The sequence below is a fragment of the Streptomyces sp. NPDC059743 genome, from assembly GCF_042732975.1.
GTDB lineage: Bacteria > Actinomycetota > Actinomycetes > Streptomycetales > Streptomycetaceae > Streptomyces.
In genome coordinates this window covers 435,328-457,479 of record NZ_JBHWGS010000006.1, presented here as the reverse complement: position 1 = coordinate 457,479, position 22,152 = coordinate 435,328, and the positions used below count along the sequence as shown (strand labels likewise).

General features: G+C 69.3%; 22 protein-coding genes and 1 rRNA gene. 9 read left to right on the top strand and 14 right to left on the bottom strand.

Features of this window, described 5'->3' with window-relative positions; genetic code table 11:
* Both ACFV6H_RS14605 and ACFV6H_RS14600 read right to left on the bottom strand, forming a co-directional pair.
* Positions 1-76: ribosomal RNA gene (locus ACFV6H_RS14605) — 16S ribosomal RNA — on the bottom strand; the annotation flags it as partial.
* A 535-nt stretch (positions 77-611) separates the two neighbouring features.
* Positions 612-1,250 (bottom strand): DNA-3-methyladenine glycosylase, encoded by a 639-nt coding sequence (locus tag ACFV6H_RS14600; protein ID WP_385541583.1) that lies wholly within the window; start codon positions 1,248-1,250, stop codon positions 612-614.
* Positions 1,251-1,324: 74 nt separating this feature from the next.
* Here ACFV6H_RS14600 and ACFV6H_RS14595 point away from each other — a divergent pair, with 74 nt between their 5' ends.
* From ACFV6H_RS14595 to ACFV6H_RS14585, 3 genes are all read left to right on the top strand, one after another.
* On the top strand, positions 1,325-2,107 hold the full coding sequence (locus ACFV6H_RS14595; protein ID WP_384987034.1) for a sporulation protein: 783 nt from the start codon (positions 1,325-1,327) through the stop codon (positions 2,105-2,107).
* Positions 2,108-2,188: 81 nt separating this feature from the next.
* On the top strand, positions 2,189-2,728 hold the full coding sequence (locus ACFV6H_RS14590) for a YbhB/YbcL family Raf kinase inhibitor-like protein (protein WP_385541580.1): 540 nt from the start codon (positions 2,189-2,191) through the stop codon (positions 2,726-2,728).
* Between the two features lie 142 nt (positions 2,729-2,870).
* The gene (locus tag ACFV6H_RS14585) at positions 2,871-3,383 is read left to right on the top strand and encodes an HNH endonuclease (protein WP_093598450.1); all 513 of its coding nucleotides are present in this window, start codon (positions 2,871-2,873) and stop codon (positions 3,381-3,383) included.
* An 88-nt stretch (positions 3,384-3,471) separates the two neighbouring features.
* On the opposite strand, the gene ACFV6H_RS14580 is transcribed toward ACFV6H_RS14585, so the two are convergent.
* The 4 genes from ACFV6H_RS14580 to ACFV6H_RS14565 form a co-directional block, all read right to left on the bottom strand.
* A complete protein-coding gene (locus ACFV6H_RS14580) occupies positions 3,472-4,248 on the bottom strand; it encodes a sulfite exporter TauE/SafE family protein (RefSeq protein WP_385541636.1) in 777 nt (258 codons plus the stop codon).
* Between the two features lie 62 nt (positions 4,249-4,310).
* The gene (locus ACFV6H_RS14575) at positions 4,311-5,243 is read right to left on the bottom strand and encodes an SPFH domain-containing protein (RefSeq protein WP_384781742.1); all 933 of its coding nucleotides are present in this window, start codon (positions 5,241-5,243) and stop codon (positions 4,311-4,313) included.
* A 90-nt stretch (positions 5,244-5,333) separates the two neighbouring features.
* Positions 5,334-5,762 carry an NfeD family protein gene (locus ACFV6H_RS14570; protein WP_093598456.1) on the bottom strand — a complete coding sequence of 143 codons (429 nt, stop codon included), beginning with the start codon at positions 5,760-5,762 and terminating at the stop codon, positions 5,334-5,336.
* 73 nt (positions 5,763-5,835) lie between these two features.
* Positions 5,836-6,627, bottom strand: coding sequence for an ABC transporter ATP-binding protein (locus ACFV6H_RS14565; protein ID WP_384781744.1), 792 nt, complete (start codon positions 6,625-6,627; stop codon positions 5,836-5,838).
* Positions 6,628-6,752: 125 nt separating this feature from the next.
* Between ACFV6H_RS14565 and ACFV6H_RS14560 the strand changes: the two genes are divergently transcribed.
* On the top strand, positions 6,753-7,580 hold the full coding sequence (locus tag ACFV6H_RS14560; RefSeq protein ID WP_384781746.1) for a hypothetical protein: 828 nt from the start codon (positions 6,753-6,755) through the stop codon (positions 7,578-7,580).
* Positions 7,581-7,834: 254 nt separating this feature from the next.
* On the opposite strand, the gene ACFV6H_RS14555 is transcribed toward ACFV6H_RS14560, so the two are convergent.
* The 3 genes from ACFV6H_RS14555 to ACFV6H_RS14545 form a co-directional block, all read right to left on the bottom strand.
* Positions 7,835-8,083, bottom strand: a complete 249-nt coding sequence (locus ACFV6H_RS14555) for a chaplin (protein WP_385541576.1) — start codon at positions 8,081-8,083, stop codon at positions 7,835-7,837.
* Positions 8,084-8,238: 155 nt separating this feature from the next.
* Positions 8,239-8,868 carry a response regulator gene (locus ACFV6H_RS14550; RefSeq protein WP_384782144.1) on the bottom strand — a complete coding sequence of 210 codons (630 nt, stop codon included), beginning with the start codon at positions 8,866-8,868 and terminating at the stop codon, positions 8,239-8,241.
* 61 nt (positions 8,869-8,929) lie between these two features.
* Positions 8,930-10,087 carry a GAF domain-containing sensor histidine kinase gene (locus ACFV6H_RS14545; RefSeq protein ID WP_384781750.1) on the bottom strand — a complete coding sequence of 386 codons (1,158 nt, stop codon included), beginning with the start codon at positions 10,085-10,087 and terminating at the stop codon, positions 8,930-8,932.
* A 282-nt stretch (positions 10,088-10,369) separates the two neighbouring features.
* On the opposite strand from ACFV6H_RS14545, the gene ACFV6H_RS14540 reads away from it, so the two are divergent.
* The 3 genes from ACFV6H_RS14540 (at position 10,370) to ACFV6H_RS14530 (ending at position 13,000) form a co-directional block, all read left to right on the top strand.
* Complete coding sequence (locus tag ACFV6H_RS14540; protein ID WP_385541573.1) at positions 10,370-11,065, top strand: SDR family NAD(P)-dependent oxidoreductase; 696 nt, start codon at positions 10,370-10,372, stop codon at positions 11,063-11,065.
* A complete protein-coding gene (locus ACFV6H_RS14535) occupies positions 11,062-12,156 on the top strand; it encodes an S-adenosylmethionine:tRNA ribosyltransferase-isomerase (RefSeq protein ID WP_093604366.1) in 1,095 nt (364 codons plus the stop codon). Before ACFV6H_RS14540 ends, ACFV6H_RS14535 begins: the two co-directional genes overlap by 4 nt.
* Before the next feature lie 274 nt (positions 12,157-12,430).
* Positions 12,431-13,000 carry a transglycosylase SLT domain-containing protein gene (locus ACFV6H_RS14530; protein WP_385541571.1) on the top strand — a complete coding sequence of 190 codons (570 nt, stop codon included), beginning with the start codon at positions 12,431-12,433 and terminating at the stop codon, positions 12,998-13,000.
* Positions 13,001-13,129: 129 nt separating this feature from the next.
* Here ACFV6H_RS14530 and ACFV6H_RS14525 read toward each other — a convergent pair whose 3' ends face one another.
* Positions 13,130-15,748 (bottom strand): FHA domain-containing protein, encoded by a 2,619-nt coding sequence (locus ACFV6H_RS14525; protein ID WP_385541569.1) that lies wholly within the window; start codon positions 15,746-15,748, stop codon positions 13,130-13,132.
* Between the two features lie 262 nt (positions 15,749-16,010).
* On the opposite strand from ACFV6H_RS14525, the gene ACFV6H_RS14520 reads away from it, so the two are divergent.
* Together ACFV6H_RS14520 and serB are read left to right on the top strand one after the other, a co-directional pair.
* On the top strand, positions 16,011-17,759 hold the full coding sequence (locus ACFV6H_RS14520) for a streptophobe family protein (protein WP_385541567.1): 1,749 nt from the start codon (positions 16,011-16,013) through the stop codon (positions 17,757-17,759).
* A gap of 76 nt (positions 17,760-17,835) precedes the next feature.
* A complete protein-coding gene (gene serB / locus ACFV6H_RS14515; RefSeq protein ID WP_093603630.1) occupies positions 17,836-19,059 on the top strand; it encodes a phosphoserine phosphatase SerB in 1,224 nt (407 codons plus the stop codon).
* Positions 19,060-19,155: 96 nt separating this feature from the next.
* Here serB and ACFV6H_RS14510 read toward each other — a convergent pair whose 3' ends face one another.
* The 4 genes from ACFV6H_RS14510 to ACFV6H_RS14495 form a co-directional block, all read right to left on the bottom strand.
* On the bottom strand, positions 19,156-19,674 hold the full coding sequence (locus ACFV6H_RS14510) for a SixA phosphatase family protein (RefSeq protein ID WP_385541565.1): 519 nt from the start codon (positions 19,672-19,674) through the stop codon (positions 19,156-19,158).
* Between the two features lie 91 nt (positions 19,675-19,765).
* Positions 19,766-19,975, bottom strand: a complete 210-nt coding sequence (locus ACFV6H_RS14505; RefSeq protein WP_384987016.1) for a hypothetical protein — start codon at positions 19,973-19,975, stop codon at positions 19,766-19,768.
* Positions 19,976-20,656: 681 nt separating this feature from the next.
* Positions 20,657-20,773, bottom strand: coding sequence for an SGM_5486 family transporter-associated protein (locus ACFV6H_RS14500; RefSeq protein ID WP_256098240.1), 117 nt, complete (start codon positions 20,771-20,773; stop codon positions 20,657-20,659).
* 4 nt (positions 20,774-20,777) lie between these two features.
* Complete coding sequence (locus tag ACFV6H_RS14495) at positions 20,778-22,151, bottom strand: CynX/NimT family MFS transporter (protein ID WP_385541562.1); 1,374 nt, start codon at positions 22,149-22,151, stop codon at positions 20,778-20,780.
* Between the last annotated feature and the right edge of the window lies 1 nt (position 22,152).

Here is a 22,152-nt window from a genome sequence, read left to right as displayed (position 1 = left end):
GGCTTCATCGTTCGACTTGCATGTGTTAAGCACGCCGCCAGCGTTCGTCCTGAGCCAGGATCAAACTCTCCGTGAATGTTTACCGGATTATCCGGCGACACCACGAGAGCGGAACAGCCAGGAGGAATAATCCCGGCCGTTCACAGCATCCTCGCTGTGTTTCTTCAAAGGAACCCAAACCCACCGGAACATTCCGGCAAGCCCGGGGTATCAACATATCTGGCGTTGACTTTTGGCACGCTGTTGAGTTCTCAAGGAACAGACGCTTCCTTCGTACTCACCCTCACGGGCTTTCCTCCGGGCATTTCCCTTCGGCCTTACTGTTCTGCTTGTCTTGCTGTCTTGCGTCTCCGACTTTACCAGACCCATTCGGCGTCTTCCGCCTCATGAATTCCGATGACCTTTGGATTGGTCTTTTGCCTTTCGGCTTCCGCCACTTTAACCGAATCCCCGCCCGGCTCATAATCGAGCCGTCGGGCTTGAATTTCGGCATGCCGAAATCGAACCCGTCAGGGTTGATCGTCAGTAGTGGGTGGCCGCTTCGGGGGCTGCTGAACAGCAGGACCCGTGTCAAGCGGCTCGGGCTACGTTAGGCGGATGAACGGTACGAGTCAAGTTCGGCGGCGTCGGGGCACATGGACCCGATAAGGGCTCACCGAAGGGTCGCCCGCGATCCAGAAGCGCCACGGATGGACCGCGCCGTCGCCGCCCACTCCGGTGCGAGGGCCGCTGCGGACCTGGTCAGTCGGTACAGGAGTGCCGGCCAGTATCGCCAGCGGTGCTTCGGGGCCCGCGCAGACGTCCGTGCCGTTGAGGGCGCGGTCGACATCGAGCGCGGTGGCCAGGCGGGCCGGGCCTTTGGCCAGTTCCCTGTGGTGCCGGGCCGAGAATCGACGTTTATGTGCCAGCTCCGCGCCCACCTGGATCTCGCCGGCGCGGAGCAGGACTCCGCTCGCCATGCCCTCCGGGCCGCACACCAGGTTGAGGCAGTGCCACATCCCGTAGGTGAAGTAGACGTACGCGTGACCGGGCGGGCCGAACATCACTCCGTTACGGGCCGTCCGGCCGCGGAAGGCATGTGATCCCGGATCGATCTCGCCCGCGTACGCCTCCACTTCGGTCAGCCGGAGCTCGATCGGGCCGTCGTCCGTGGTGCGTACCAGCGTTCGGCCGAGCAGATCGGGCGCGACCTCCAGGACCGGGCGGTCGAAGAAGTCCCGGGGAAGCGGCATACGGTCGGGGCTCTCCATGGCGTATGAGCGTACCGGGGAACCGACTACGGTCGGAGCGCGTATGTAGGGGTCAGGACCTAGAAGGAGTGAACATGGGCTTCAAGAAGCTGCTCGCGAGCCTCGGCGCCGGTGGTGCGTCCGTCGAGACGGAGCTGACCGAGCTGAACGTCGTGCCTGGCGGCGTCGTGCAGGGCGAGGTGCGGCTCCAGGGCGGTTCCGTCAACCAGCAGATCCAAGGGGTCTCCGTCGGCCTTCAGGCTCGTGTCGAGGTCGAGGGGAACGACCAGGAGCTCAAGCAGGACATCGAGTTCACCAAGCAGTCCATCGGCGGCGCCTTCGAGGTTCAGGCCGGAGCGGTCCACGTGGTGCCGTTCGGTCTTGAGATCCCGTGGGAGACCCCGATCACGACGATCGACGGCCAGCAGCTCCGCGGCATGAACATCGGCGTGACCACGGAGCTCGCGATCGCCCGGGCGCTGGACTCCGGCGATCTCGACCCGATCAATGTCCATCCGCTGCCGGCGCAGCAGGCCATCCTGGACGCCTTCCTCCAGCTCGGGTTCCGCTTCAAGGCCGCGGACATGGAGCGCGGTCATATCCGCGGGACGCGCCAGCGGCTGCCGTTCTACCAGGAGATCGAGTTCTTCGCGCCGCAGCAGTACCGCGGGCTCAACCAGGTCGAGCTGACCTTCGTCGCGGACGACCGTGAGATGGACGTCATCCTGGAGATGGACAAGAAGCCGGGGCTCTTCACCGAGGGCAGCGACTCGTTCCGGTCCTTCCAGGTCGGTCTCGCCGACTTCCACGGCACCGACTGGCCCGGCTATCTCAACCAGTGGCTCGCCGAGGTGGGTGGCCGTCGCAACTGGTTCTGATCACGGCCTTTAGGCTCGGCGTCGCAGGGCAGATCCGTCGGCACACCGGCCGGCGGAACAGCCGATTCGGAGGTTCAGACGTTGACCGAGGGCAAGAGGGCTCCGCTCCCTCATGACTTCCATCCGCAGGTGCCGTCCTTCACCGTGGTGAGCGACGACATCGCGCCCGGCGCGGTGCTCAAGGACGCACAGGTCTACGCGGCCGGGAACACCTCTCCGCAGTTGCGCTGGGAGGGTTTTCCCGCGGAGACCAAGAGCTTCGCCGTGACGTGCTTCGATCCCGACGCGCCGACCGGCAGCGGATTCTGGCACTGGGTGCTCTTCGACATCCCGGCGTCGGTGACCGAGCTGCTCGCGGGCGCGGGCAGCGGTTCGTTCAAGGGACTGCCCGCGGGCGCCGTGCACGCGCGGAGCGACTACGGGTCGAAGGACTTCGGAGGCGCGGCGCCGCCGGCCGGGGATCCGGCGCATCGGTATGTGTTCACGGTGTACGCGGTGGACACCGAGAAGCTGGGGCCCGGCAGTGACGCCTCGCCCGCGTTCGTCGGCTTCAATCTGCGGTTCCACGCGCTTGCACGTGCGCAGCTCATCGGCGAGTACGCGTCGCCTGCGGCCAGCTGACCGTTTGCCTTTTGTTTGCCCTGCCCTGGTCTTGGAGAGATCAGGGCAGGGCACTTTTTATTGTGTTGTCCCCCTCGGCGTGCCCGGCCAGAGTTGATCCCAGCCCGCCAGGCGGTGGGCCGGCACACGGGAGGTGGGCGGGATGCGGGACACGCTGGTACTGAATGCGAGCTTCGAGCCGCTGTCGACGGTGACACTCAACCGTGCGGTGGTGCTGGTGCTCCAGGACAAGGCCGTTGTCGAGCAGGCTCATCCCGGTCTCCGTGTCCGTGCCGCCGCTGTGGAGCTTCCGGTGCCCCGGGTGATCAGGCTCTGCCGCTATGTGCGGGTGCCCTTTCGAAGACAGGCCCCGTGGTCGAGGCGGGGCGTTCTGGTGCGGGACCAGCATCGCTGCGCGTACTGCGGCAGACGCGCGACGACGGTGGACCATGTGGTGCCGAGGTCCCGAGGCGGTGCCGACAGCTGGCTGAATACGGTCGCTTCCTGCGCCGAGGACAACCATCGCAAGGCCGACCGTACGCCGGAGCAGGCCGGGATGCCGCTGCTGCACGAGCCGTTCGTACCGTCCCCGGCGGATGCGATGCTGCTGTCGCTGCGGGCGGGCGAGCGTTCGGAGCTGCCGCAGTGGCTGATAGGAGTGCGCTCCGCCGCGTAACGGAACGTACAGCCCAAGACGTACGGCGAGAGCCCGCTTCCTGATCCGGGAGCGGGCTCTTGTCCGTTCTGCCCGCCCTCGCCCGGTGTCAGCCGTACCGGCGGATCAGGAGCTGTGCGATGGCGACCGCACCGACGGCCACGATCAGTGCGCGCAGCGCGACCGGTGGCAGTCGGCGGCCGACCTTGGCGCCGAGTTGGCCGCCCAGTGCGGAGCCGACGGCGATGAGTACGACGGCCGTCCAGTCGAAGTGGGCGACGAAGAGGAAGTAGAGCGCGGCGATGCTGTTGACGACGGCGGCGAGGACGTTCTTGACGGCGTTGAGGCGTTGCAGGCTGTCGTCGAGGAGCATGCCCATCAGGGAGAGATAGATGATCCCCTGGGCCGCCGTGAAGTAGCCGCCGTAGACGCTGGCGAGGAGGAGTCCGGCGAACAGGAGCGGGCCGCCGTCGGAACGGGCGCTGGTGCCTCTGCGCCGGCGGCGGGCCTGGACGGCTCTGGTGAGCCTCGGCTGGAGGATCACCAGGGCGAGGGCGATGGTGACCAGGACGGGCACGATCGTCTCGAAGGCCGTCGAGGGCAGTACGAGCAGCAGTGTGGCGCCGGTGAGACCGCCGATGAGTGCGGCGACGCTCAGCCGCAGTACGCGGCGGCTCTGGCCGGCGAGTTCGGCGCGGTAGCCGATGGCTCCGCTGACCGATCCCGGTATGAGCCCGAGGGCGTTGGAGACGGTGGCGGTGACCGGTGGGAGGCCGGTCGCCAGCAGGACGGGAAAGGTGATCAAGGTGCCGGAACCGACGATGGTGTTGATCGTTCCGGCACTGATGCCCGCCACGAAGACGGCGAGCATCTCCCAGATGGTCACAGTGCGCTGCCCTTCGATGATCGGTGCAAGATGCACCGATCATGCACGAAGGGCCGGGCAGGTCAGTCCAGCGGGGGGTCCTGTCGGCGCTCCTTGCTGGTGGTGTCGAAGCCGGGCATGCCGCCGCCGAGGTTGCCGAAGGCGCCGCTGAGTCCCTTGAGGGCGTCGCCGATCTCGCTGGGCACGATCCAGAGCTTGTTGGCGTCTCCCTCGGCGATCTTGGGGAGCATCTGGAGGTACTGGTACGAGAGGAGCTTCTGGTCCGGGTCGCCGGCGTGGATCGACTCGAAGACCGTACGGATCGCCTGGGCCTCGCCCTCGGCGCGCAGGGCCGCGGCCTTGGCCTCGCCTTCCGCGCGCAGGATCGCGGACTGCTTCTCGCCCTCCGCGGTGAGGATCTGCGACTGGCGGATGCCCTCGGCGGTGAGGATCGCGGCGCGCTTGTCACGGTCGGCGCGCATCTGCTTCTCCATCGAGTCCTGGATGGAGGTGGGCGGTTCGATGGCCTTCAGCTCGACGCGGTTGACGCGGATGCCCCACTTGCCGGTGGCCTCGTCCAGGACACCGCGCAGCGCCGCGTTGATCTCCTCGCGGGAGGTGAGTGTCCGCTCCAGGTCCATGCCGCCGATGATGTTGCGCAGCGTGGTGACGGTGAGCTGTTCGATCGCCTGGATATAGCTGGCGACTTCATAGGTCGCGGCGCGGGCGTCGGTCACCTGGTAGTAGATGACGGTGTCGATGTTGACGACCAGGTTGTCCTGTGTGATCACCGGCTGCGGCGGGAAGGGCACGACCTGCTCGCGGAGGTCGATCCGGTTACGGATCGAGTCGATGAACGGGACCACAATGTTCAGGCCCGCGTTGAGAGTTCGGGTGTAGCGGCCGAACCGCTCCACGATGGCGGCGCTTGCCTGCGGGATGACCTGGATCGTTCTGACCAGGGCGATGAATACAAGCACCACCAGGATGACCAGGACGATGATGATTGATGGCATCGCGTATCTCGGGCCCTTCGCTGCCGGATGTTCTGATGATCGAGTTTCTCAGACCAGGAGCGTGCATGGCGAGCGTTCCACAGGGTTGGCTCACATCACCACGGCTGTCGCTCCGTCGATTTCGACCACATCGACCTGCTGGCCGGGTTCGAACGACGCATCCGCGTCAAGGGTGCGCGCCGACCAGACCTCACCGGCGAGCTTGATCCGGCCACCTCGGCCGTCGACACGTTCGAGAACGATGGCCTGACGGCCTCTCAGCGCGTCAATTCCCGTGGCCGCTCCGGGATTCGAGCCGCGTTGCCGGCTCGCGATACGGCGGACCACCGCGGTGAGCGCGACGGACACCACGGCGAATACGAGGACTTGGGCCACCACGGTGCCGCCCAGTGCGGCGGTGACGGCGGCGGCTACCGCGCCCGCGGAGAACATTCCGAACTCGGGCATCGCGGTCAGAACGAGCGGAATACCCAGACCGACGGCGCCAATCAGCCACCACACCCACGCTTCGATTTCCACCTGGTCATGGTAGGTCCGGCGATCCCTGTGGGGACAGGGGTGATATCCGGTCAGCCGAGCGGCGGTTCCCGCGTCAGCCGAGCGGGAGTCCCTGCGCGGTCCAGCGGTCACCGTTGCGTTCGACTACGAGGGGGAGACCGAAGCAGAGGGAGAGGTTGCGGGAGGTCAGTTCCGTCTCCATCGGGCCGGCGGCGAGCACCTTGCCCTGGCGGATCATAAGGACATGCGTGAAGCCCGGCGCGATCTCCTCGACATGGTGCGTGACCATGATCATGGAGGGCGCGTACGGATCGCGGGCGAGGCGGCCGAGCCTGCGTACCAGGTCCTCGCGCCCGCCGAGGTCGAGACCGGCCGCGGGCTCGTCCAGGAGGAGGAGCTCGGGATCGGTCATCATCGCGCGGGCGATCAGGGTGCGCTTGCGCTCGCCCTCGGAGAGAGTGCCGAATCTGCGGTCGAGATACTCGGTCATGCCCAGCCGGTCGAGAAAGGCGCGGGCGCGCTGCTCGTCGACCTCGTCGTAGTTCTCGTGCCAGGTCGCGGTCATGCCGTACGCGGCGGTCAGCACGGTCTGGAGGACGGTCTGGCGCTTGGGAAGCTTTTCGGCCAGGGCGATGCCCGCGATACCGATGCGCGGGCGGAGGTCGAAGACGTCCACCTTGCCGAGCCGGTCGCCGAGGATGCTCACCTGTCCGCTGGTCGGGAACAGATAGCTGGAGGAGAGATTGAGCAGAGTGGTCTTGCCGGCGCCGTTGGGGCCGAGGATCACCCAGCGCTCTCCCTCCTTGACCGACCAGGAGACATCGTCCACCAGAGCGCGTCCGTCGCGGACCACGGATACGTCCACCAGCTCCAGTACATCGCTCATGAGCGCGTTGTCTCCCCATGCAATCGTCTTGAGGTTCCGGGTGCGCCTGTGGGCGCATCTCCCCGGAAAATCTACGCCACCGGTCGAGTGGTCCGGCCTTGAGGTCCGTTCCCTAGGCTGGGTCCATGCATTCGCAACCACGCTCAGGACTGCTGGCCGCTTGGGGAAACGCCCTTCTGGCCGGGTTTGTATCGCCGGACGACGCCGTACTCGCCGTGGTCGGTGACGACGCGCCGCACCGGGTGGAAGGACTGCCCGGCGAGGCCGGTCCTGTCGGGCTCACGCTGGCACTGGGACGGCTGCGGGCGCTCGGCGTGACCGGATACCGGGTGGCGCTGCCCGTGCCGGGCCATCCGCTGGGGCTCAGCGGACCGCCGGAGTTCAACGCCCGCGCGCTGGAGGCCGAGGAGGCCGTCGTCGCGACGGGCGCGCCGTACGGTCTGGTGCCCGAGATCACCTCGGTGGGCCCGGAGGGCGACCGTCATACGGAGGTCCTCTGGCACTGTCTGCCGGTACGGGAGGCCCCGCCTGCGGATGTGCCCTCGCTGAGCGAGGCGGAGCGTGAGCTGGCGGAGGCGCTGCGGGAGGCGACGGAGGTGATCTCGCGGCTGGACGTGGCGGCCTCGGGCCCGGTCGCGGAGGCGGCCCTGGACGCGTACCGGGCCCGGGCGGAGCGGGGCCGCGAAGTGCTGGCGCCCGGTTATCCGCCGCGCGCGGCCCGCGTCCTGGAACTGGCGCAGCGCGTCGGACTGCTGATCTCGCTGGCATACGAGCACGGGCACGGCGGTGCGGTGAGCGCGTCGGAGATGGCGGCACGCGGCGCGGCCCTGCGCCCGGTCGAGCGGGTGGCCCGCCGGGCGCAGGTCGCGTCGTACAACGCGTACGTAGAGGAGCAACTACGGCAGGGTTTGCTACCGCGGCCCGACGGGCCGCGCCCGCCCGTCGGCGAGTGAGCCGACGGGCGCGCCGCCTCCGCTCCGGCAGCCCGGCCGCCTTGGGTTGCGGAGACGTCCGGGCTGCCCACGGCCGCCGGCGAGTGAGCCGAAGGGGCGCGTCGGTGCCGAAAGGGAGGCTGTGCTCGATATGCGGCTCCGCCGCGCGGGCGGAGGTTCGCGAGGTACGAGCGAATCGAGCACGGTCGACCGTCGGCATCGACAGAAAGCGCCCCGGAGGCGAACCGAGCCCTCAAAAAAGAGGGGCCCGAGCCTTAGTGGTTGACCGAGTGGTTGGCGAATGCGGGGTTCAGCAGGCCGATCACGTTGACCGTGTTGCCGGTCGCGTTCACCGGGATGTGGACCGGGATCTGGATGGCGTTGCCGGAGCCGACGCCCGGGGAGTTCTTCGCCGTGCCGAGCGCGTGGGCGCCGCCGTCGGTGGCGAACGCGGCACCGGCGGAGGCGCCCGCCGCGAGACCGGCGGTGACGAGGACCAGAGCGGCCTTCTTGGCAACCTTCATGGGATGTTCCTTAATCGCGTGATCAATGACCACGGCAGTACGCCGTGGTTACGCCATGAAGAACGCCCGAGCGGCGATCAGGATGCGCCGTGTGGGTGACATACACACGACGGTATGAATCTCTGACCGGAGGACGACGCTCCGCTTCGGCCGGCTCAGCCCGCCGCCCCATGTCGGACGGCCCAGAGCGCCGCCTGCGTACGGTCCGAGAGATCCAGTTTCATCAGGATGTTCGAGACGTGGGTCTTGACAGTCTTCTCGGAGAGCACCAGCGCACGGGCGATCTCGCGATTGGAGCGCCCGTCGGCGATCAGACCGAGCACCTCCTGCTCCCGGTCGGTGAGCGAGGTCCCTCTGCCCTGGCCGGAGCCCGTCTCGTCCTGGGCCAGCAGCGCGCCCGCGACCTCCGGCTGGAGCAGCACATGGCCCGCGTGGACGGAGCGGATCGCGCCCGCCAGCGCCTCGGGATCGACGTCCTTGTAGACGTAGCCGGAGGCACCGGCCCGCAGGGCGGGAACCACGGTGCGCTTCTCGGTGAAGCTGGTGACGATCAGCACTCTGGCCGGGTTGTCCAGCTCACGGAGCTTGCGCAGCGCCTCGATACCGTCCATGCCGGGCATCTTGATGTCCATCAGTACGACGTCGGGACGCAGTTCCTCGGCGCGGGCGACGCCCTCGCCGCCGTCCGACGCCTCACCGACCACCTCGATGTCGTCCTGGATCTCCAGGAACGTACGCAGTCCGCGGCGGACCACCTGGTGATCGTCGACCAGCAGGACGCGGATCGCCCGGCCGTGCCCGGCCGCCGCCCTTCCGGCCGGACGCCGGGCACCGTCCCTGCCCTCTTCAGCCACCGGGCACCTCCATCTCGATCGTGGTGCCCTGTCCGGGCGCCGATTTCACCCTGAGTCTGCCGCCCACACCGCTCGCGCGGTCGCGCATCGAGACCAGCCCGAGATGGCGGCCGGCTCTGCGGACCGTCCTGGGTTCGAAGCCCGTGCCGTTGTCGGTGACGCTGAGGACCGCGCCCTGGTCACGGCGGGCGAGGGCGACCTCGATCCGGTCGGCGCCGGAGTGCCGCAGCGCGTTGTGCAGTGCCTCCTGAGCCACCCGCAGCAGCGCCTCCTCCTGGGCTGCGGGCAGGGCCCGTATCCCGCAGGCGCCGAAGGTCACCTTGGCCGAGTGGGCGCGGTCGAGCACCTGGATATGGTTACGGAGCGTATGGACCAGCCCGTCCTCGTCCAGGGCCGCCGGGCGCAGCTCGACCACGGCGGCGCGCAGCTCGTCGGCGGCCTCGGCGGCGAGGGCGGCGACCTGCTGGAGTTCGCCCTTGGCGCGGGCCGGATCGCGGTCGACCAGGGCGGCGGCGGCCTGGGCGGTCAGCCGTAGCGAGAAGAGCTTCTGGCTGACGGCGTCGTGGAGTTCGTGCGCGAGGCGCGAGCGCTCCTCGGCGATGGTGAGTTCGCGGCTGCGCTCGTAGAGCCGGGCGTTGGTGAGGGCGATCGCGGCGTGCTGGGCGAGGATCCCGAGGAGTTCCTCGTCCTCCTCGGTGAATCCGCAGCGCTCGCCACGGGCGGACTCCGGCCTGGGACAGCGCTTGTTGGCGAGGAAGAGCGCGGCGATCGTCTCGTCACCGTCCCTGACCGGGAGGCCGAGGAAGTCGGACATCTCCGGGTGGGCGGAGGGCCAGCCCTCGAAGCGCGGATCCTTGCGCACATCGGCGAGGCGCTCGGCCTTCTCCTCGTGGAGCATCGCCGCGAGGATGCCGTGCTGGCGTGGCAGCGGGCCGATGGCCCGCCACTCCTCGTCGCTGATGCCGTCCACCACGAACTGGGCGAAGCCGCCGTGGTCGTCGGGGACACCGAGCGCCGCGTACTCGGCGTCGAGCAGTTCGCGGGCCGAGGCGACGATCGTCTTGAGGACGTCGCGCACCTCCAGACGTCTGCTCATCGCGAGAAGCGCGCTGCTCACGGCGGCGAGGCCGGAGCCTGGTCGGTGACTCATGTTTTTACCGTACCGGCGGGCCGGACAGCCCGTATCCGCCTCGGGACCGCCTCCGACCGGGGCCGATGGCCTAGGTCCGACCTCAGTCCGACCTCAGTCCGACTTCCGCCTGACCTCCGCCTGACCTGGATCCGGCCCTGACCTGACCTCGGCCTGGCCTAGGTCGAAGTGCCCTGACGGGACCGGGCCCGCGTCCGAGGCGGTGGCGGGGACGGCGTTCCTACGGTGAGTGGCATCGGCGGGCGACGAAGCGCGCCGATCTGGGCTGGAGGAGCGGATGTCATGCCTGTAGCGATCATCACGGGAGCTTCGAAAGGGCTGGGGCGTGCGCTGGCCGTGGCGCTGGCCGGGCGCGGCTGGGATCTGGTGCTGGACGCCAGGACCGCGTACGTACTGGAGGAGGCTGCCGGAGAGGCGAGAGCGTACGGAACACGGGTGGTGGCCCTCGCGGGAGATGTCACGGACGCCGCGCACCGTGCGGAGCTGGTGACCGCCGCCGCCGGGCTGGGCGCGCTCGATCTGGTGGTGAGCAATGCCAGCGCGCTGGGCGCGGAGCCGCTCGTACGGCTGGACGCGCTGCCGCTCGACGGGCTGCGGGCGGCGCTGGAGACCAATGTGGTCGCGGCGCTCGGCCTGGTGCAGCGGGCGCTGCCGCTGCTGCGCGCGGGCACTCCGGGCGCGGTCGTCACGGTCAGTTCGGACGCGGCGGCGGAGGCGTACGGGACCTGGGGCGGTTACGGCGCGTCGAAGGCGGCGCTGGACCAGCTCGCCGCCGTGCTCGCGGTCGAGGAGCCGGAGCTGCGCGTGTGGGCCGTCGATCCGGGCGACATGGGAACGGACCTCTATACGGCGGCCGTGCCGGACGACCCGGATCCGCGCCCGGATCCGGAGTCGGTGGTGCCCGGTTTTCTGCGGCTGCTGGAGCGGCGCCCGGCGAGCGGCCGGTACGCGGCACCGGATCTCCTGGAGCCGAAGTGAGTGTCCTGCCGACGCTGCGGGTGCCCGAGGAGCTGTCGGCCCGGGTCCCGGCGGAGCAGCGCGGCTCCGGCAGGGACGATGTGCGTCTGCTGGTCTCCCGGGGCACCGAAGTGACTCATCACACCTTCCGTGAGCTGCCCGGTCTGCTCCGGGCCGGCGATGTGCTGGTGGTCAATACGTCGGCGACGCTGCCGGCCGCGGTCAACGGGCGCCTCGGCGGCGCGCGCGTCGTCGTGCACTTCTCGACGCGCGGTGACGACGGCCGGTGGGCGGTGGAGCTGCGCACACCCGCGGCGGCCGGGACGACCGGGACGGGCACCACCCTGCCCAGGGCCGGTGGCCCGTCCGGAGCGGTCGTACGGCTGCCGGGCGGCGAGCAGCTCGTACTGGAGGATCCGCTGGCCCCGGAGGGAGCCCGGCTGTGGTGGGCGCGCGTCTCGTACCCGGATGTGCCGGGGCTGCTGCGCCGCTGCGGACGGCCGATCCGCTACGGATACACGGCGCGGGATCAGCCGCTGTCCGCGTACCAGACGGTCTTCGCGCTCCCTTCCGCCGACGGCTCCGGCTCCGCGGAGATGCCGAGCGCGGGCCGTCCCTTCACCGCGAGGACGGTCACGGAGCTGGTGTGCCGAGGCGTGCAGTTCGCGCCGCTGACGCTGCATACGGGAGTGGCCTCGGCTGAGGCCCACGAACCGCCGTACCCGGAGCGCTTCGAGGTACCGGAGACGACGGCCCGGCTGGTGAACGCCGCCTCGGCGGGCGGCGGACGGATCATCGCGGTCGGTACGACGGCGGTACGGGCCCTGGAGTCGGCGGCCGGGAGCGACGGTGTGGTGCGGGCCGCCTCGGGATGGACGGATCTGGTGATCACGCCCAGGCGCGGAGTGCGCGCCGTGGACGGGCTGCTCACCGGGCTGCATGAACCGGAGGCCTCGCATCTGCTGATGCTGGAGGCGATCGCCGGGCGCGCGGCGCTGGAGCGCGGTTATCAGGAGGCGCTGGAGCGTCTCTATCTCTGGCACGAGTTCGGGGACGTCCATCTCCTCCTCCCTCGACTCCCTGACGAGACCGCTCACACAGCGCATTGCTGAAGCAACGAACGGTCATATCGCCCCACCCTCGATGTGAGCCCGCACATAGGACGTGGATCACTTACGAAGCGGAGTAGTCGATGGACAAAGGGGTGTGAGGATGGCGTAAACGGGCATCTTGGCGCCTCACGGGGGGCCTGATGCACTACTCAGGGTCGTACGTCACACCTTTGCCAGAGGATTTTGCTGCCGCTAAGAATTGCGTTCGTCGCCGCCGAGCTGGCTGGCCAACCGGCCTTCGCGACTCCCCGCAATTCGAAGAGGTACGTCTTTCATGTTCTCGTCACGCATCGCTGATCTCCGTAGCCTGAACAGGACCACGACCCGCAAGGCTTCGATCGCAGGCATCGCCGCCGCCGGTGTCGCGGCTGTCACGTTCTCGCTGGTTCCCGGTGGCAACGCCTCCGCCGACGCCCATGCCGCCACCGCGCCGGTGGCCTGGTCGAGCACCCAGAGCGGTGTGCAGACCACGGCGGCGAAGGAGATCACCGCCGTCAAGACGGCCGACAGCAAGGTGGCCTACCCGGACAACCTGGACGGGTGGATCCGTGAGGCGCTGTCGATCATGAAGAAGAACGGCATCCCCGGCTCGTACGAGGGACTGCACCGCAACATCATCCGCGAGTCGAGCGGTAACCCGAAGGCCATCAACCTCTGGGACATCAACGCCAAGAACGGCATACCGTCGAAGGGCCTGCTCCAGGTCATCCCGCCGACGTTCGCGGCGTACCACGTCAAGGGCACCCCGAACGACATCTGGGACCCGGTCGCCAACATCGTGGCCGCGGCCAACTACGCCGCGGACAAGTACGGCTCGATGGACAACGTCAACAGCGCCTACTGAGCAGGGCGGCGCGCTGACACGTACGACGCGCACCGACGCGTATCGACACGCAGAGGGCGGCATCCCGTACGGGGTGCCGCCCTCCGGCGTGTGTGCGTGTGTGCCTGTGTGCGTGCCTGTTGGTGCGCGCTACTTGCGCATGACCTCCGGCTCATGACGGCGCAGCAGCCGCGACACCGCGAATCCGCAGACCACACCGATGAACAGCAGGATGCCGATGTTCATCCCCCACTGGCTCGCCGAGTGCTCCCACAGCGGGTCCAGATTGGTGGGATTGTCCTGGTCCCACGGCGGCATGAGATGCGCGAGGTCGAGAGTCGAGCCCGCGCCCGCGATGGCCCAGCGGGACGGCATCAGCCAGGCGAACTGTTCCAGCCCGGGCGAGTCGTAGACCTGGAAGAGAATGCCGGTGAAGACGACCTGGACGATCGCGAACATCACCAGCAGCGGCATGGTCTTCTCGGCGGTCTTCACCAGCGAGGAGATGACCAGGCCGAACATCATCGAGGTGAAACCGAGCGCGATCACGACCAGACAGATCTCGATGGCGGGCGGCATGATCAGGCCCTCTTCGGGCAGGGCGCGGGTGGCGAAGCCAATACCGCAGATGATGACGCCCTGGAAGGCCGTGATCACACCGAGCGTGATCACCTTGGACATCAGATAGGCGGAACGGGACAGCCCGGTGGCCCGTTCCCGTTCGTAGATGACCCGTTCCTTGATCAGTTCTCGTACGGAGTTGGCCGCGCCCGAGAAGCACATACCGACCGCGAGGATCAGCATGATCGTGCCCGCGTCGCCGTTGAATCTGGACGGCGCCTCCGGCGGACCGAGACCGAACTTCGCCGGAATGACCACGCTGACCACGCCGAGCACGGCCGGCAGGATCACCATCAGCGCCATGAAGCCCTTGTCGGACGCGATGACCGCGGCATAGCGGCGGATCAGCGTCAGCAACTGGGCGCCCCAGCTCTGCGCCTTCGGCGGACGCATCTGCTGCGCCGGCGGCATATGTACGGACTGCGCGGCGACGGCGTCGATGTCCGCGGCGTACATCTGGTAGTGCTGCGAGCCACGCCAGCGGCCCGCCCAGTCGTAGTCGCGGTAGTTCTCGAAGGCGGAGAAGACATCCGCCCAGGTGGTATAGCCGAAGAAGTTGAGCGCCTCCGCCGGCGGGCCGAAGTACGCCACGGAGCCGCCGGGCGCCATCACCAGCAGCTTGTCGCAGAGCGCCAGTTCGGCCACGGAGTGGGTGACGACCAGGACCGTACGGCCGTCGTCGGCCAGACCGCGCAGCAGTTGCATGACATCGCGGTCCATGCCCGGGTCCAGACCGGAGGTCGGCTCGTCCAGGAAGATCAGCGACGGCTTGGTGAGCAGCTCCAGGGCCACGGAGACGCGCTTGCGCTGACCACCGGAGAGCGAGGTGATCTTCTTGTCCTTGTGGATGTCGAGCTTCAGCTCGCGCAGCACCTCGTCGATACGGGCCTCGCGCTCGGCCTCGGCGGTGTCGCCGGGAAAGCGCAGCTTGGCCGCGTACTTGAGCGCCTTTCTGACGGTCAGCTCCTTGTGCAGGATGTCGTCCTGCGGGACCAGACCGATGCGCTGGCGCAGCTCGGCGAACTGCTTGTACAGATTCCGGTTGTCGTAGAGGACATCGCCCTGGTCGGCCGGGCGGTAACCGGTGAGCGCCTTGAGCAGCGTGGACTTGCCGGAGCCGGACGGGCCGATGACCGCGATCAGCGACTTCTCCGGGACACCGAAGGAGACGTCCTTGAGGATCTGCTTGCCGCCGTCGACGGTGACCGTGAGATGACGGGCGGAGAAGGAGACCTCACCGGTGTCGACAAACTCTTCGAGCCGGTCACCGACGAGACGGAAGGTCGAGTGGCCCACGCCGACGATGTCGTTGGGGCCGAGGAGTACGGTGCCGGACTTGGCTATCGGCTGGCCGTTGACGTAGGTGCCGTTGTGGGATCCGAGGTCCCGGATCTCGAACCGGCCGTCGGGCGTCGCCGTGAACTGGGCGTGCAGCCGCGAGACCTGGAGGTCGGAGACGACCAGCTCGTTCTCCAGCGCACGGCCGATACGCATCACATGGCCGAGGGAGAACTGGTGGAACGTGGTCGGGCTGCGGTCGCCGTACACCGGTGGTGCCCCCGCGGCGCCGCCGGAGGCCGGGACCTGCTGCGGGAAGGAGGCACCGGGACCGCCGCCCTGGTGCGGGCCCTGCTGGTGCGGGCTCTGCTGCTGCGGCATGTGACTTTGCTGCTGGGGGACTTGGCCGTGCTGCTGCGGTGACTGCGGCTGCTGCCAGGCCTGTTGTCCCTGCGCGGGCGCCTGCTGAGCCTGCTGCCAGCCCTGTTCCGCCTGCTGCGCCTGGGCGGCCGGTCCCTGCGCGCTGTACGCACCCGCGCCCGCGCCTGCACCGGCGCCCGCCGCTCCGCCGCCGGTGAGGCTGAGCCGTGGTCCGTCGGTGGCGTTGCCGAGATAGACGGCCGAGCCGGGACCGATGTCCAGCCGCTGAATACGCCGGCCCTGTACATAGGTGCCATTGGTGCTGCCGTGGTCCTCGATGACCCAGTTCCGGCCGCTCCAGCTGATGGTGGCATGGCGCCACGAGACCCTGGCGTCGTCAATCACCAGGTCACCCTGGGGATCGCGGCCGAGGGTGTACGACCTGGACGGATCGAGCGTCCAGGTTCTTCCGTTCAATTCCAGTACGAGTTCCGGCACTCCATGCCCCACTTGTTGTCCCCCGATTGTCCCCCGTCGCAGGGAGTCTAGGGATGGCGAACATCGTGGGGAACTATTTCAGGCCCGCTCCGGTACGGGAAAGCCGGGCCTCGCGAACGCCTGGCACAAGCACGTAACAGCTTGCGTGGAGGGACCGTTGACGGGGGAGAAAGGCACCCGGAGAGTGGTAACCGCGTATGAGTGCCTACGGATCATGCGCGAATACGAGGAACGGTCACAAGGCGGACATGGCCGTCGGGGATCGGGGGGCCTGATGAACGCGCGGGACGACGGCGGCCGTAGCGGCCCGGTCGATGTGCTGCTGGGCTCGGTGGCCGCCGTGAGCTGGGCACTGGTCGGGATGGCGGCGGTCGCGGCGCTCGGACTGCATCTGCTGGACGCCGACGCGTCGGCGTCGTTGGGACCGATGACGGCCGCGCTGGTGGTGCTGGGAGCCGGAGGATCGGTCACGCCTTCCGGTGATGTGTCCGCCTTCGGTCTGGAGGGCGTGGAGGCGCGGACCGCGGTCGACTTCACGCCACTGGGCGTGGGGCTCACGGGAGCACTGATCCTCGGACTTCTCTTTCTGCGGTCGCTGCGGCGCGCGGGCGCGCATGTCTCCGTCGCCGAACTCGCCTTGCGCGCCGGGACGGTGGCCGCGCTCTTCGTCGGCCTGGTCGGCGGTCTCGCGTGGGCCGGGCGCGATGTCATCACGATCGACGGGAGCGGGCTGGGCCTCGGCCAGGTGCCGGGCCTGGGCGGCGACGGCTCCGGCTCCGGCGGGACCGGGATACCGGGACTCGGCGAGGTGCCGGGGCTGGGCGACCTCGGTGACCTCGGTGACCTCGGCGATATTCCGGGCCTCGGGGGCTTGTTGCCGGACCGGCTCGGAGATCTGGTGGACGCGCAGGCGACGGTGGGATTCCGGGTGGACATCGCCGGCTCGCTGGCGGGCGCGCTGCTGTGGGTGTTCGGCGTCCTGGCCGTGGCCCTGCTCGTCTCCGGCCGGGCACCGCTGCCGCGCGGCTGGGACCGGGCGCACCGGATCGTACGGCCGGCGGCCTCCGCCCTGGTCGGCGTGGTGCTGATGGCGGTGCTCGCGGGGCTCGCGGCGGCCACGTACGCGGCGATCGGCGACGACCATCCCCGGCGTATCGCGGGCGCGGCCCTGCTCGCGGCGCCGAACGGCGTCTGGCTCGGCATTCCGCTCGGTCTGTTCGTGCCCTGGGACGGCAGGGCGTCGGGCGCCCTGGCCTCGCTGCTTCCCGATCCGCTGGACAGGCTGCTGCGGCCGTCGGGCGGTGAGCCGCTGACGGTCGGCGGGCTCGCGGAGCTGGACGGACGGATCTGGCTGCTGGTGGTGGCCGTCACCGTGATGATGCTGTACGCCGGAGTGCTGACGGCGGTCCGTACGGTCCGGGCCGACGAGGTCGCGGCCGGCGGCGCCAGCGGAAGCGGCCCGGCCCACGGGAGCCGGGCGTACAGGAGCCTCGGCGCCTTCGTCTGGCGGTGTGCTCTGAGGCTCGGCATCGTCACCGCGCTCACTCTCCCGGCCCTGGTGTGGCTCACGGATGTCTCCGCCGACACCTCGCTGTCCGTGTTCGGCGTCCCTGCCTTGGGCGCGGGCATCGAGCTGCACGGCAGAGCCGGTACGGCCTTGCTGCTCGGCGCGGTCTGGGGCGCCGGCGCCGGAGGCGCGGGAGCGCTGCTCGCGTACGCGGCGGGCTGGGGCAGGCGTACGGAAGCGACTGGAGAAGCGGCTACGGAAACGGCGGAGCCGCAGGCGCGATGGGCGCCCAGGACGGAAGTCCTGCCGTTGCCCGAGCCGGCGTTTCCGCCGATGCCCGAGGACGCGCCATCGGCAGGCCCTGCCCGTACGGACTCCGCCCCAGGTCAGACGCCCGGACCGTACAGGCCGTCCGTGCCCTACCGGCCCGCCAACCCTGACACGAACCCGTATCTGCGCCTACCCGAGGGCGAGAGCGGACCGCCGGCCCCGGGGTCGCAGCGGGACGGCCGCTGACCGAGACTGGTACCGCTGTCCGGTACGCGGGACGGCCGGCCACAGCTCCTGACTCGCCCGATACGGTGGAACCACCATGAGCGCATCGCAGCCCCCTCGGACCGCCGACGTCCCCACTCTTCTCGTCAAGATCTTCGGGAAGGACCGTCCCGGGATCACCGCCGGGCTCTTCGACACCCTTGCCGCCTACTCCGTCGATGTGATCGACATCGAGCAGGTCGTCACCCGTGGCCGTATCGTCCTCTGCGCGCTGATCACCGCTCCGGCCTCCGGCGGCGCCAGCGAGGGCGAGCTGCGGGCGACCGTGCACACCTGGACGGAATCGCTCAAACTCCAGGCGGAAATCATCTCCGGCATCGGCGACAACCGGCCGCGCGGCAGCGGCCGTTCCCATGTCACCGTGCTCGGCAATCCGCTGACCGCCGAGTCGACGGCGGCCATAGCGGCCTCCATCACCGCCACCGGCGGCAATATCGACCGGATCTTCCGGCTGGCGAAGTACCCGGTCACCGCAGTGGAGTTCGCGGTGTCCGGTGTGGAGACCGAGCCGCTGCGCACCGCGCTGGCCACCGAGGGCGCGGAGATCGGAGTGGATGTCGCGGTCGTCTCGGCCGGACTGCACCGCCGGGCCCAGCGGCTGGTGGTCATGGACGTGGACTCGACGCTGATCCAGGACGAGGTCATCGAGCTCTTCGCGGCCCACGCGGGCTGTGAGGCCGAGGTCGCCGAGGTGACCTCCAGGGCCATGCGCGGAGAGCTGGACTTCGAGCAGTCCCTGCATGCGCGGGTGGCGCTGCTCGCCGGGCTGGACGAGTCGGTGGTGGAGAAGGTGCGCGCCGAGATACGGCTCACTCCCGGCGCCCGCACCCTGATCCGTACGCTCAAGCGCCTCGGCTATCAAGTAGGCGTGGTCTCGGGCGGATTCACCCAGGTCACCGATGCTCTCCAGGAGCAGCTCGGGCTGGACTTCGCCGCCGCCAACACCCTGGAGATCGTGAACGGCAAGCTCACCGGGCGGGTGGTGGGCGAGATCGTGGACCGCGCGGGCAAGGCGCGGCTGCTGCGCAGATTCGCCGACGAGGCGGGCGTCCCGCTGGCACAGACCGTCGCGATCGGCGACGGCGCCAACGATCTCGACATGCTGAACGCGGCGGGGCTGGGAGTCGCCTTCAACGCCAAGCCGGTGGTCCGCAAGGCGGCCCATACGGCAGTGAACGTACCGTTCCTGGACACCGTGCTGTATCTGCTGGGCATCACCCGCGAAGAGGTGGAGACCGCGGACGGCGGAGACGGGCACTGACCTACGGGAGTGGCCCCGGCGACCTACGGGAGTGGCCCCGGCGCGAGTCCGTCGCCCGCCGGGGCCCGCCGGGCCCGCTCGCGTCCGGGACGCAAATCAGCCGCGCGGTGTCCAGAAGTCGACAAGCCTGCCCACGCCGTGCTCCACCGACTTCCAGCTTCCGTTGAAGGCGATCACGGCCAGCGCGGCGGTCGGGAATCCCGTCCTCGTCATCCTGGCGATGGTGTCGCCCTCGGCCTGGCCGGAGAGAGCGTCGGCGAGCGCGTGCATACCGGGATTGTGACCGACCAGCAGCAGATCGTTCACCTCGTCGGACGTCTCGTTGACCAGCGCAAAGAGATCGCCGAGGGTCGCGTCGTAGAGCCGGTCCTCATAGACGGTCCTGGGACGCACGGGCAGCTCCTGCACCGCCAGCTTCCAGGTCTCACGCGTCCTGGCGGCCGTCGAGCAGAGAGCCAGATCGGGAACGAGTCCGCTGTCGGCGAGCCTGCGGCCGGCGATCGGCGCGTTCGACCGGCCGCGATCGGCGAGCGGCCTCTCATGGTCGGGCACGTCCGGCCAGTCGGCCTTCGCATGCCGGAGGAGAACGATCCTGCGAGGTGTATCGACGCTCATGCATCCCAGCTTCGCATGAAATGCGCCAATGGGCAGAGGGTGTTGACGGGCTGCCCCGGCACGGGTGAACGGTGCTGGCGACTGCTCGCCGTTATCCCACCAAGGTCAGATGAATCTGCTCCAGAATGCGGCCGACCGCGGGCGCGCCCGCGGCGGCACGGGCCTCGGTGGAGCCGGTCATCAGCAGAAGCAGCGCGGCGAAGGCGACGGCGGGCAGGGCGACGGACCACCACGGCAGCCGGATCTCGATCTTGTCGGAGGCGACGCGGGGGTGGGACCGGGGGTGGGTCGGGACCGGCATGGCCGCCTCCGTGGGTCTGCGGTTTCTTGTTACCTCAGAACCTACGGATCATGAGCCCTGGAGCACATCCGGCGACCCACCCACTCGACCCTGACCCTGACCCCCTAGGGGGTGGTGGTGCTAGCCCCCTTCTTTTTGAGGGCTCGGTTCGCCTCCGGGGCGCTTTATGTCGATGCCGACGGTCGACCGTGCTCGACCCTTCGTTCCTCAGGGCCTCCGCGCGCTCTCCCTTTCGGCACCGACGCGCCCCTTCGGCTCACTCGCCGGCGTCCGTGCGGGGCCCGAACGTCTCCGCAACCCGGACCCGGCCGGGCTGGCCGTTTCGTCCTCAATCGCCGGACGGGCTTGATTTTCCGGCCTGCGGCCGGGGCACGGCAAGGAGCCGACCCCTACCGAACGGGCACCCGGCACCGGGGTCGGCCGTTCCGTCCTCAAACGCCGGACGGGCTTGGTGGGTGCCCGGCACGAGCCGCAGAGGGCGTGCGGCGGGAGGGGGGCGGGGTCGGAGGAGGTGCGTGTCCGGACACTAAAGCGTGATTTGTGCCGCACACCGGCCCGCACATGACAACGAAACCCGCACGCGGCGTAAATCATGCCGTCCGGACATGCGCCTCCGGAGGCCCCGGCCCCCGCACCACCCACACACCGCACCCCGCGCCGCCAGGCGCGCACCGCGCAGCGTCAGGGCGACGCAATCGACGCGATTATTCCGATCAGCACCAGGATGCCGATGATCGCGCCGAAGACGAGGAGCAGTTTCTGCTGGCCGTTCTGGGGATTCGGGTCAAGGACTGGCATGCGTTCAGTCTCGCATCCGCGCCTCGTCCTCGATCGTCCGGTCCCGGCCCGCGATCACTCCCGCCACCATCTGCGGCACCAGGAAGCCCCCCATCAGCGCGATCGGCAGTCCCCAGCCGCCCGTGTGCTGGTACAGCACGCCCACCAGCAGCGGGCCCGGGATCGAGATCAGATAGCCGGTGCTCTGGGCGAACGCGGAGAGCCGTACGACTCCCGCGCCGGACCGCGACCGCATGCCGATCATGGTGAGGGCGAGCGGGAAGGAGCAGTTCGAGATGCCCAGCAGGACCACCCAGACCCAGGCGCCCTCGGCGGGTGCGAAGTACAGGCCCGAGTAGGCGGTCAGTCCGCAGACGCCCAGACCGACGACGATCGGGCCCTGGTTCTTCATCCGCGCGGCCAGGCCCGGGATCACAAAGGCCAGCGGCACTCCCATCACCATGGTCACGGCGAGCAGCAGCCCCGCCGTACCGGCCGGGACTCCCGCGTCGCGGAAGACCTGAGGCATCCAGCCCATGGCGATGTACGCGCCGGCTGCCTGGAGGCCGAAGAAGCAGGCGAGCGCCCAGGCGGTACGGCTGCGCCCGAGCCGGAGCCCGGGAACGGAGGCAGCCGCGCCCGCGCCGGACGGCCCGCCACCGGACGGCGACACCGCGCTGCGGTCGCGGGCAAGGCCGAGCCAGGGCAGTACGGCCACCGCGGCGAGCACGGCCCAGATCCCGAGTCCCGTACGCCAACTGCCGCCCAGCGCCTCGGTCATGGGCACCGTCGCGGCGGCGGCGACGGCCGTGCCGAGCGCCAGTGCCATCGAGTACAGCCCGGTCATGGTGCCGACACGGTCCGGGAAGTACCGCTTGACGATCACCGGCATCAGCACATTGCTGACGGCGATGCCCATGAGCGCGAACGCGCTCGCCGCGAGGAAGGCGGCCGTACCGCTCACGAACGGACGGATCAGCAGTCCCGCCGTGATGGCCACCATGCCGGCGCAGACGATGGCGCCGGGACCGTACCGCCGGGCCAGTCGCGGCGCGGTGAAGCCGAAGACCGCGAAGCAGAGCGGCGGTACGGAGGTGAGGACACCGGCGACGGTGCCGCTCATGTGCAGCCCGTCCCGTACCTCTTCGAGCAGCGCGCCGAGGCTGGTGATGGCCGGGCGGAGATTGAGTGCGGCGAGAACGAGCCCGACGACAAGAAGCCGGGTGAGCCAGACCGCCGCGGCCGGTGAGGCCGGTGAGGCCGGCGCGGGAGAATCGCCGGATGCCGCGGTGGATGTGGTCGGCCGGCTCAGGATCTGGGCCTGGCTCGGGATCTGGGTCTGAGGCTGGGTCTGCGTCTGGGTGTCCATGGGTATCTGCGGTCGCGGCTCGTCAGGCATG